At 67.9% G+C, this 9,671-nt stretch carries 5 protein-coding genes; all 5 read right to left on the bottom strand.

The window, feature by feature from the left end:
• Positions 1-6 precede the first annotated feature (6 nt).
• Positions 7-1,578, bottom strand: a complete 1,572-nt coding sequence (locus tag BIU82_RS06240; protein ID WP_070348610.1) for a sugar transferase — start codon at positions 1,576-1,578, stop codon at positions 7-9.
• A 767-nt stretch (positions 1,579-2,345) separates the two neighbouring features.
• Positions 2,346-5,045, bottom strand: coding sequence for a helix-turn-helix transcriptional regulator (locus tag BIU82_RS06245; protein ID WP_083292220.1), 2,700 nt, complete (start codon positions 5,043-5,045; stop codon positions 2,346-2,348).
• Positions 5,008-7,749 (bottom strand): LuxR C-terminal-related transcriptional regulator, encoded by a 2,742-nt coding sequence (locus BIU82_RS06250; RefSeq protein ID WP_070348612.1) that lies wholly within the window; start codon positions 7,747-7,749, stop codon positions 5,008-5,010. The genes BIU82_RS06245 and BIU82_RS06250 overlap by 38 nt, the downstream gene beginning before the upstream one ends.
• A 134-nt stretch (positions 7,750-7,883) precedes the next feature.
• A complete protein-coding gene (pth, locus tag BIU82_RS06255; RefSeq protein WP_070348613.1) occupies positions 7,884-8,468 on the bottom strand; it encodes an aminoacyl-tRNA hydrolase in 585 nt (194 codons plus the stop codon).
• Between the two features lie 130 nt (positions 8,469-8,598).
• The gene (locus BIU82_RS06260) at positions 8,599-9,198 is read right to left on the bottom strand and encodes a 50S ribosomal protein L25/general stress protein Ctc (RefSeq protein WP_070348614.1); all 600 of its coding nucleotides are present in this window, start codon (positions 9,196-9,198) and stop codon (positions 8,599-8,601) included.
• Positions 9,199-9,671: the final 473 nt, after the last annotated feature.

A 9,671-nucleotide genomic window follows, 5' to 3' on the forward strand; every position in this document is an offset into this window, starting at 1 on the left:
GTCCGCTTAGTAGGCCCCGACCGGCTTCATGACCACCTTGGCGGTGCGCCAGAGGATCATGATGTCGCCGGTCAGAGACCAGTTTTCGACGTAGTAGAGATCGAGGCGGACGGATTCGTCCCAGTCGAGGTTCGACCGTCCGTTGACCTGCCAGAGGCCCGTGATGCCCGGCTTGATGAGCAGGCGGCGCCGGGCGTGGCTTTCGTAGCCGTCCACTTCGCAGGGCAGCGGAGGCCGCGGACCCACCAGGCTCATGTCGCCACGGAGCACGTTCCACAGCTGGGGCAGTTCGTCCAGGGAGTACTTGCGCAGCCAGCGGCCGGCACGCGTGATGCGCGGATCGTCCTTGATCTTGAACAGCGGGCCCGCTCCCTCGTTCAGCTCCGCCAGGCCGGCCAGTTCCTCTTCTGCCGTGGCCACCATGGAGCGGAACTTGTACATCATGAAGCGTTCGCTGTTGCGGCCCACCCGTTCCTGCTTGAAGAACACGGGGCCGCGGCTGTCGTGCCACACCACCCAAGCGAGCACCGAAAAGAGCGGGAGCAGCAGCAGGAGCGCGGTACCGGCGACGACGATGTCCACCGCCCGTTTGAGCACGTGCTTGCCACCGGCGAACTGCGGAAGTTCCACATGCATCAGGGGCAGGCCCTCCACCGGGCGCCAGTGGATCCGCGGCCCGGCCACGTTGGTCAGGCTCGAGGCCAGGGCCAGGCCGGCGTCGGTGCATTCCAGCGTCCATGCCAGCTCGCGGATGGCCCGCGGTCCGCCCGGCAGGCTGCCCGCCACCACCACGGAGTTCACTCCGGTCCGCTGTGCGGTGGCGGCCACCTCTTCGGCATCGAGGCCGCACAGCACCGGGATGCTCTTCTCCGAAAGCTGCAGGCTGCCCCCCGCCGGCGTTCCGGGGAGGGCCGCGCCCACCACCTCGTAGGCCGCGCCGGACACCTTGCCGAACTGCCGCACCACGTATTCCACGTCGCCGCGCTCGCCGACCACCAGCACTTTGGAGAGGTAGTGGCCGAAGTGCCGCTGGCGGCTCAGCCAGGCCCGCCACTGCCAACGGCTGAGCAGCAGGAGGAAGGCACCGGCCGGCATGGCGAGGGCGAAGTAGCTGCGGACGATGTCGACGTCGAACACGATCATGAGGATCGCCATGGCGCCGAACACACGCATGGTGGCGTCCAGTACGCGCTTGTACTCGTCCGAACCGATGCCCAGCACTGTGTCATCCCGGGTGTGGTAGACCTCCAGGGCCAGCACCCAGAGCACCAGGATCGCCGCGCTGACGATCAGGTAGGAGGTACTCGAACCCGCGGCCAAAGCGTCGGCCGGTTCGAAGCGGAGGGTATAGGCCGCCGCCACGGTGAGAAGCACGATTGCTGCGTCCGTAATGCGCAGGAAGCGCCGGTACCTTTTCGCCCAGGGCGTCCCGGAATCAACGGACGACGCCGGCGCGAGCAGCGCGGCGTCCCAGGCCGCGCGGTGCGGCACGTGCCCTTTCAGGGCCGGGCTGCCGCTTTGGCGCCAGTAGGCCGAGTGGTTGACGGTGCGGGCGTGGAAGTCATCGATGGCGCTCATGCCGAGACCAGGACGCGGAAGCGGACAGCATCGAACCGGGCAGCAGGGAACCGGGAAACGGCCGGGTTCAGGGAGCCGGCGGCGGCTGGGGGTAGAGCCTTGGTCTCAGAAGACTCTAACGCCGCCGGCTCCGTCTTGGGGGTACTGCCGGATCCATGCCGGCGGTACCGGGAAAAACCGGAGCTTGGCGCGGGGCCGGACATCCGGCCGGACAAACCGGCCGGCTGCCCCCCATCGCCAGCGCACACCGAACCGGGGTGCGCTGCCACTGGAGCCGCCTGCGCTTCGACCGCTGCGCGCGACGATGCACGATCGTCGAGACGGGCTGGTTGTTGGCGCATTGTGAGACCCTTTGGCTGTTTTCCAGTGGCTGGAATCAGTCAACCGTCTGCCGAAGCGCGGCACATCCGTAACCACTACTCGACTTGGCCGCGGCCGGGACGTCCTGGTCCCGCCTCGGGTACTCAGTTCGGGAAGGGACGGCGGGAGGATTACTTGGGTGTACTCACTCTGATTAATCAAATCATTTTATTAACTACTTGGCGGGAGTGCGGCTACTCAGTTCGGTGGTTTCCGGGGGTGAGTAGTGCTCAGGAGGCCGGCGCGTGGGTCCACGCCGGCCGGGTTCCCTGGCCGACGCGAAGCGAGGTCAGGGGGCCGGCGGGTGGGCCCACGCCGGCGGGGTTCCCTGGCCGACGCGAAGCGAGGTCAGGGGGCCGGCGGGTGGGTCCACGCCGGCCGGGTTCCCTGGCCGACGCGAAGCGAGGTCAGGGTGCCGGCGGGGAAAGTTCGTCGCGGCTGCGGATGCCGAGCTTCGCATAGCTGCGGTACAGGTGGCCTTCCACGGTGCGTACGGACACCATCAGCTTGTCGGCGATCTGGCGGTCGCTCAGGCCGGAAGCGGCCAGGGCGATGATGTCCCGCTCCCTGCGCGTCAGCTGGACGGCGCGGGCCTTCGGTGCTTCCGCCGCGGGCGCGGCCTTCTTCTCCCCCAGGGCAAGTTCGCAGGCGTCCTTCCCGGCTGCTGCCTGCCGCGCCGCGGCCCGCTCCCCTGCCGCTTCCGAGAGGGACAGGGCGATCGAGTAGCAGTCCCGCGCCAGGCGCATCTGGCCGAGTGCGCGGAGGTAGTCGCCGGAGGACAGGACCGTCCGGATGTCCTTGCTGCCGCGGGCCGTGGCGAAGCGGGTCCAGGCCGAGGCCCAGGCGCCGCTCATGGCCCCTCCGCGCTCGACGGTGCGCTGGGCCGCCGCTGCGCTGCCGAGTTCCAGCCAGAGGGACAGCGCTTGGAGCTCGACGCCGGCCGGGAGCCTTCCGCACTCGCCCACCACCAGGTCCTGGAGCCTTTGGAGGCCTCCGCCGTCGCGGTCCAGGGCTTCTTTCGCCGCGGCGGCGAAGACCTCCGCGAGCAGGGCATCCGGCCCGCTTCCCCGCGTCCCGCCGAGCCCGTCCAGGAGGGTGCGTGCGCTGCCTGATTCGCCGGCCCTGACCCCGGCGTACGCGGCCATGGCGGTGGCCTGCGCCAGCAGTTGCTGGGGGTCGTTCAACCGGAGCATCTCGACGGCGGGCCGCAGCAGGCTGAAGGCTTCGGCATAGTGCCCCTGGCGGAGGCAGGACAGCCCGCGGAAGTACTGGACCGTGCCGCCGAAGGTGATGAGCCCGGCCCCGGACTGTGCCTCATAACCGGACAGATCCTCCTCCGCCCCGGCCCAGTCACCGGCGTCGAGGGCCGCGGCGACTTTTCGGTAGAGCACGAACTCGGGGTAGAAGAACAGTTCCTCCGGGTCCATGTCCAAGGCGGAGGCTGCCTGCTTGGCCAGCACCTGGGCCTGAAGCGGGTCCCCTTGGGAACGCAGCAGGTCCGCGCGGAGGGCGAGGAGGAACGCCCTGGCGGATCCGCCGTCGTCGGCCAATGAAGCGGATGTCCCCGGCTCTTCAAGGAGGCGGGCTAGCGCATCGAAGTCCCCGGCGAGGTCGAGGGACAGCAGCCGGGCCATCAGCTCCCCGCTGTCGTGGCCTGCCGGAGGAACCTCGTCCATGGACTGCTCCAGGAGGAGCCGCAGCAGGGCCGCCCCGCCGGTCCACTTGCGCCGCGCAGCCCTGCCATTGCCGTTGTCCGGTGCTGCGGTTTCGGTCAGGGCGCGGGCTGCCTCGGCGAAGGCCCGCCCGGCATCGGCGTAGCGGCCGGCATTGAAGTGTGCCCTCGTGACCGCGAGTTGTCCGTGGGCCTTTGCCGGGCCGTCGGGCAGGCGGGCCGCCAGGGAAATCGCGGTGTCGTTCTGGAAGGTCCGGGCCGCGTGCACGGAGGCGCGGAGCAGTTGACGCTCGGGCACTTTCACCCCGGATTCCAAGGACCAGGCCACCCTCCGCAACAGCGCCCCCTCGGAACCCTGCTGCTGTTCCAGGCGCCACGCTAGCTGCTGGTGCAGCTGCAGGCTCCGCGATGCGGAGACCATGCTGCGGATCGCCTCGGCGTAGACGGGATGCCGCAGCCGCAGGGTTCCTCCTCCGCCGGACGCCACCAGGAGCTGGCTCTCCACGAGGTTCTGCAGCAGCTCGACGCCGAAATCGTCTTCCAGCGCGTCGATGCTTACCGGTTCGGCCAGGGCGATCATGGTCAGGGCGTCCCGCTCCTGCGGCGTCCTGCGCAGCAGCTGGTTCCGCACGAACCCCGTGAGGGCGGGGCCATCGCTCGCCAGCGGCCCGTGGAGGATCCAGATCCCGTTGCGTTTGGCCAGGGTGCCTGCCGCACGCGCGTCCTCCACCAGGCAGTTCAGCAGCAAGGGATTGCCTTCGGAGGCGGCCCAGAGGAATTGGACCGTGCTGGCCAGGACGGGGCCGTCGAGGAGATTCCCGCAGATCTTGCCGACGTCGTCCTTGCCCAGGTGGGGCAGGTCGATCCGCTCCGCCAGGCTGTCGTACCAGAGCTGCATCATCGGAGCAGGGAGCCCCGGCCGGGGACGGGCCGAGGCCACCAGCTTGGCCCAATTGGCCGTGATGAGGTCCACGATCACGTTTGCCGTGGCTTCGTCCAGTTCGTGGGCGTCGTCCACCAGGAGGAGCAGCGGCTGTTTCCGGCCTTCGCGGAGGCGTTCGAACTGGGCCCAGAACGCACGCAGGATGGCGATATGGGAACTGGTGGGGTCTTCCGGAAGATCCACCAGGTAGGGAGCAAGAACGCCGTAGGGAACGTTCGCGAGGGACGGGCTGCCGTGCACCCGCATGACGATGAAGTCTCCAGACAACGCGGCGGCGATCGACTCCGCCAGGCTGGACTTCCCGGCCCCGGCTTCGGCAACCAGGAGCACTGCCGCGGTGGCGCCGCCCCGCAGGGCCTGCGTTGCCACGTCAAGTTCGTGGTCCCGCCCCACCAAGGGCCGGGACCGTACCGGGTTGACGTCGGCAAGGCCGCCGGGGCCTGCGCTGTTCCTGTTAGATGAGGCCAAGCAGATCACGTCGCGAGGACACACTCAGCTTGGCAAACACTTGGTAGAGATGGCCTTCAACGGTGCGGACCGAGACGCCGATGTCCTTGGCAATGTCCCGGTTGGAGACACCGTGCCCGGCCATCCGGGCGATCTGGCGTTCGCGTTCGGTCAGCAGGGGTGCGTTGCCCCGGGGCATGACCGGAAGCTCCACCAGCAGCTGGGAAAGCCGGTCCAGCCGTGCCTGGGCCTGGCGGAGGGTGGCGTGGTCGGAGACGGACCTGGAGTAGTCCAGGGCGAGTGCAACGCAGCGCGCTTCCATCGCGTCCAGTTCCAGGCTTGCAGCGAGGTCCGCGGCTTCCATCATGATCCGCGCGCTGTGGGCCAGGCAGCCCTTGGCCATCAACGCCGACAAGCGGGCGAGCGGGCCTTGGCGGTGCGCGGCGACCTCCTCCATCAGGCGGAAGTCCTCATCGCGGCCATTGACCGTGGCTCCCACGATGTTCAGCCCGGCCGTGGTGTAACGGCCGTGCGCGATGTCCTCCTTCGCCGCGGCGATCAGGCGCTCGCGCGCTTCAGGTTCACCCAGCCAGCGGCGGGCCATGTCCGAACAGAATTCCCGCGCCCGGTTCGACAGGAATGCGCCGGCGGATCCGGCGTCGCTCTCCATGGAAAGGTAGCTGTAGGCGTTCGGTGAGTCGCCCAACTGCGCGTAGGCGAACGCGGTGGCGGCGTAGCCAAGCTGCAGCAGGTCCATCACCGAACGGTGTTCCAGCTGCGCCACGGCGGGCAGCAGGGAATCCAACGCCTTGGCGCCCCGGCCCGCGAAAAGGTTGGCCAGCCCGACTGCCAGTTCCAGGGCCGCGCCCCGGTACTGCAATTCCGACGGCGAAGCGAGCGGCCCGGTGCCGAGCAGGCGCAGGCAACTGCGCCACTGCCCGGCCTGGAGGTTGGCACAGAAGGCGGTCAGTCGGAAGTAGTCGCGCAGGCCGTGGCTCTCGGGCAGCCCTTCCATCCTCTGGCCTACGAATTCGACGAGGCGCAGGGCGTCCAGCTCACGGCCGGTAACGGAGTAGGCCTCGATGAGTATCACGGAACATGCCAGGCTGTGCTCCATATGGGCGGGATCCTGGTCGGCGGACGCGGCCTCCAGGGCCTCGATGACCTCGGTATAGTTTCCGAGGTACGCGGCGTGGGCGAATTCCTCCAGGTCAAGGCGCCGTCCGGCCGCGGCAAGCTCGTCCCGGAGTGCCGGCGCCTGCGGACCGGACGCCCGGAAGGCCTCCAGCCGCCCGCGCGCTTCACGGAGGGCGGCGCTCGAGTCTTCCGCACGGCCCGGCAGCCAGCGCAGGGCATTGGCCTTGGCGGCGAAGTACGCGGCCAGCTCCTTGGCTGTCAAGGCATCGATCTGCCCGGCCGTGACATCCTCCACCTCGGCCAAGGCACGCCGGTAGTCCGCCATGAGGATCAACGCTTCGGCCTTGCGACACTGCCCGGCCACCCACTCGGGGTCGGAGCGTTGGATTCCTTCAGCGCACTTCAGGGCGAAGCCCGGATCGAAGTGGCGGACCGCGGCACCCGCGGCGGCCAGGGCGTGCGCCGGGGCCAGCGGGACCTGCGCGTCGTGGGAGAGGGCCGCGTAGCCCAGCACCTCCTGCTCGGACATGTCCGCCATGTCCGGTTCCTGCCCGTCCAGCAGCGTGGCGCGCAACTGCCTGCGGCGCGGCACGGTCAGCCAGGACCGGACGATATCCGCCACGTACGGCTGGCGCAGCGAGGTCCAGCGCATGGGGCAATCGTCCACCGCGATCAGGCCGGAATCCTCCATGTCGGCGAGGGTCTTGGCATCGAAAACCGCGGCCAGCCGGCCCAAGGGAACCCGCCGGGCACAGGCCAGCATCTCCACGATTTCGCGGGTCTCCGGATTTTCCCTGCTCCACCGGGCCCGGACGACTTCTTCGAGGCCATGGGCGTTTTCAATGACGAGTTCGCCGCGCAGCGTCCAGACGGAATTGACCAGCACCAGGTTTCCCGCCGCGCGTTGCTCGGCCACGAGGGATTCGAGCAGGAGCGGGTTGCCCCCGGACGCGGTATGCAGCCGGCTGACCAGTGCGGCGGTCATGCGGTGGCCCAGCATGGTGGCCAGGACATCGGCGGTCTGCTCATGGCCCAGGGTTTCAAGCTGGACCTCGGCCAGGCGGCCTTCCTGGAGGAACCAGTGGAAGTCCACGGGAAGATCGCTGGACTGCTGGGCGATGGCGATGATGCGGGCGGCCCCCGTCAGCAGGATGTTCATGAGCACCCCCGTGCTCATTTCATCGGTGCCACCTGGGTTGTCCAGGACCAGGATGACATCCCGGCCGCCGGCATCCTCCCGGATCAAGGACGTAATTCCCTGGAGGATTCCGGTGGGCGAGGCCAGGTACTTCTGGGGCAGCCTGGCGAGCATGAAACTGAAGCAGCCATACGGGGTACTGTCCCCCGTGGAGGAACTCCGCAGGTGGATCACGTAGGGATCGTTGTCGAGCGAGGCAACCACCAAGCGGCCCATGGAACTTTTGCCCACGCCCTGGGCGCCGGTGATGACCACGCCGAGTACTTCGGGATGGTCAAGTGCCTCCTTGACCCTGGCCATTTCGCGGCCGCGCGCGGCAACCGACCATTGCATGTGGCTTCCCGCCACCGTTTCCGGCTTGCCAGGATCCAACGCCTTCGAAGCATCGCCCCAGCTCTGCGTCTCCCTCGACATTTATCTGTCCTCAAGTCCGGCGGCTAAGGGCCGAACGGTGCCCGGGCGCCACTTAACGAGTAGAGTACTACTCCCTTTTCCAAGTAAGTAGAGCATCCACCCGGATACCGACAGTGTGAGTACGCGGGTAGTCGTCAGCCCTTGGCCGGGTGGAATTTCTGCTGCGCGGCCAGCAAGCCGCTGGATACCAGCATTTCGACGGCGTCTGCCGCCTCATCCAGGAGGAACGGCAGGTCCTTCTTCTCCGCCGTCGCAAAATCCCGCAGCACGAAGTCTGCGGTGTCCATGCGGCCGGGCGGGCGGCCGACGCCGACGCGCACCCGGAGGTAATCCTTGGTGGCGAGGGCCTTGGAGATGTCACGGAGCCCGTTGTGGCCGCCTTCGCCGCCGCCGATCTTGAGCTTGACCGTGTTGAAGGGGATGTCGATCTCGTCGTGCACGGCGATCACATGGCCGGCGTCGATGCCGAAGAACTTGGAGAGCGCGGACACCGGGCCACCGGACACGTTCATGTAGCACATGGGCTTGGCCAGGACGAGCTTCGGGCCGCCGATTCCGAGCCGGCCTTCCGCCACCTGCGCACGGGCCTTGTGGGTCTTGAAGCTGCCGCCGATCCTGGCAGCAAGTTCGTCCAGGACCATCTGGCCCACATTGTGCCTGTTGTTGCTGTATTGCGCGCCGGGGTTGCCGAGGCCGACCACCAACCAGGTATCTGTCATGGACCCATCCTAGGAATCAGGGAATGAAAGGGAAAAAGAAGTGGCCGGGACCCGCAAGGGGTTCCGGCCACTTCCAAGGCATCACTGCCCCGGCTCCGCGGTTCCAAGAACCAGGCGGAGCCGGCAAGGATTACTCGGCGGCGGGAGCGGCTTCCTCAGCAGCTTCTTCGCCGGCTTCCTCTTCCTCGGCCGGTGCAGTGGCTTCGGAGAGGTTGACGATCAGGGTGTCGGCGTCGCTCAGCAGGGCAGCGCCCTTCGGCAGTGCGAGGTCGGAAGCGTGAACGTGCGCACCGGCTTCGCGGCCTTCGATGTCGACCTCGATGGCGGTGGGCAGGTGGGTGGCTTCTGCCTCGAGGGAAACCGTGGTGGCTTCCTGGTTGGCAACGACGCCGGCAGCGGCTTCGCCGATCACGTGGACGGGAACGTCAACGGTGACCTTTTCGCCCTTCTGGACGGTCAGCAGGTCGATGTGCTCGATGATCTGCTTGATCGGGTCGCGCTGGATGTCCTTGACGATGGCGAGGTGCTCTTCGCCGTTGATGTCCAGGGCCAGCAGGGCGTTGGCAACGCGGACGGCCAGGGTGGTGGCGCGGCCCGGGAGGTTGACGTGCAGCGGCTCTGCGCCGTGGCCGTAGATGACGGCGGGGATCTGGCCGGCTGCGCGGGCGCGGCGGGCGTAGCCCTTGCCGAATTCGGTGCGCAGTTCTGCTGCGAGCTTCTGCTCAGACATAAGAGGCTCCTCTATGTTCAATGGCCGACGGCGCGTGGCCGGGCCAGGTGGGCGGCGGGACTCGTCCGGCCGCCCCGCGGTCGGACGACCGGCATGGGAGCCAAGGACCCAGTCGATAACGGGACCGCAGGAAAGCGGTCCCCTCGCCAAGGTGACGTTCCATCCTAGCAGAGCGCCGCCGTCGGGCTTAAACGGCGAAGCGCGAACGTACAGCTGAGGCCCCGAAATCCGGGCGGGTTCTAGCGGTCGTTGCAACACCCTGACTTCGGGAGTTGCAACGACCGTGGTTCGTTTAAGCGGTGATTCATCAGGTTCTGGCTGGTACCGGCAGGAACATAAGGACGCATTTTTCGTAGTGTTTGATCGTCTGCAGGACACGACGGCGGCTGCTAAAGCTTGCGGGATTAATCCAGCGACCGGGGCAGCCTGGGTTCGGAAGGCTGGGTTGAAGGGCCTCGGGAAACGGGGAAGAG

This window comes from Arthrobacter sp. SW1, assembly GCF_001766675.1.
In the GTDB taxonomy this organism is placed as follows: domain Bacteria; phylum Actinomycetota; class Actinomycetes; order Actinomycetales; family Micrococcaceae; genus Arthrobacter.

Excerpts from the sequence above, each read along its gene's own strand:
- BIU82_RS06240 (WP_070348610.1), bottom strand. The coding sequence starts at position 1,578 with ATGAGCGCCATCGATGACTTCCACGCCCGCACCGTCAACCACTCGGCC.
- BIU82_RS06250 (WP_070348612.1), bottom strand. The coding sequence starts at position 7,749 with ATGTCGAGGGAGACGCAGAGCTGGGGCGATGCTTCGAAGGCGTTGGAT.
- pth (WP_070348613.1), bottom strand. The coding sequence starts at position 8,468 with ATGACAGATACCTGGTTGGTGGTCGGCCTCGGCAACCCCGGCGCGCAA.
- BIU82_RS06260 (WP_070348614.1), bottom strand. The coding sequence starts at position 9,198 with ATGTCTGAGCAGAAGCTCGCAGCAGAACTGCGCACCGAATTCGGCAAG.